The following is a 1283-nucleotide window of genomic DNA, read 5'->3' on the forward strand; positions in this document are numbered from 1 at the left end:
CTGGGCTTGACCCCTGATGGTGGACACCTAACTGGTGGGACTGCTGGTCCTGCGGGAAGGATGTCCGTATGGCGGGCAAGCGTAAGAAGTACACCCCGGAGTTTCGGGAGCAGGCTGCCCGCCTGGTGATCGAGACGGGACGTCCGATCGCGCATGTGGCCGCGGAGATGAATCTGGGTGAGCAGTTGTTGGGTCGGTGGGTGCGCCAGGCCCGCGAGTCGGCCGGGGATACTGGCGGGGTGCTTGATGTTGATGAGCGCGCCGAGTTGGAGCGGCTGCGCAAGGAGAACGCTGAATTGCGTTTGGACCGTGAGTTTTTAAAAAAAGCGGCAGCCTTCTTCGCCTCCGAACAGAACCGGTAGATGCTTACCGGATCATCGAGGCGGAGAAGGCGAACTTCAGCATTGTGCGGATGTGCCGACTGCTGGTGGTATCGCGGTCGGGGTTCTACAAGTGGCGTGTGGCCGGCGCTGCCGGTCCTACGCCGGCCCAGCAGCGCCGTAAGCGCCTCGACACCGCAGTTGCGGGGTTTCATGCCGACTCCGACGGGGTGAACGGCGCACCGCGCATCCTGGCCGATCTACGGGAGGATGGCTGGGTGGTCTCGTGCAAGACGGTGGCGGCATCACTGCGCCGCCAAGGTTTGTTCGGGATCAGTCCGCGCACTTTCGGTCCGCCGACCACCGTGGCGGACCCGGATGCCGAAGCGATCCCGGACCTGGTCAAACGTCGTTTCGATACCGGTGTGCTCAACGCGGTGTGGACCAGCGACATCACCTATCTGCGGACTGGGGAAGGCTGGTTGTATCTGGCGGCGGTACGGGACGGGCATTCGCGGCGGGTGATCGGTTGGGCGATCGCCGATACCCTGCATACCGATGTTGTCGAGTCGGCGTTGACGATGGCGATCGCGTTGCGTGGCCCGTTGCCGGAGAAGGTGATTTTCCATGCCGATCGGGGCTGTCAGTACACCTCGGCGCAGCTGGCTCGGTTCGCCCGGGAGAACAACCTGCTGCGGTCGGTGGGCCGTACCGGGGTGTGCTGGGATAACGCTGCGACTGAATCATTATGGGCGACACTGAAAGTCGAGTTTTACGACCGGCGGTTGTGGCCGACGAAAGCTGCCGCTAGGCTCGCCGTCGGTGACTGGATCGAGCGGGTCTACAACCGCCGCCGGCGTCACAGCGCACTGGGCATGATCAGCCCCGTCGAGTTTGAAAACCGGATCAATCAGACGGCACAAGCCGCCTGACCCTGTGTCCACCAAACAGGGTCAAGCCCAC

General features: G+C 63.4%; 1 protein-coding gene. It reads left to right on the plus strand.

The genetic code is table 11. The features are described 5' to 3' along the window. Positions 1–68: 68 nt before the first annotated feature. Positions 69–1252 (plus strand): IS3 family transposase gene (locus ACJH6J_RS30430; RefSeq protein ID WP_109498924.1). Its coding sequence is split into 2 segments (ribosomal slippage): positions 69–321 and positions 321–1252, totalling 1185 coding nucleotides; the frame shifts between segments, so codons are not numbered across the junction. Positions 1253–1283: the final 31 nt, after the last annotated feature.

Source organism: Mycobacterium sp. SMC-18 (assembly GCF_045310895.1).
GTDB lineage: Bacteria > Actinomycetota > Actinomycetes > Mycobacteriales > Mycobacteriaceae > Mycobacterium.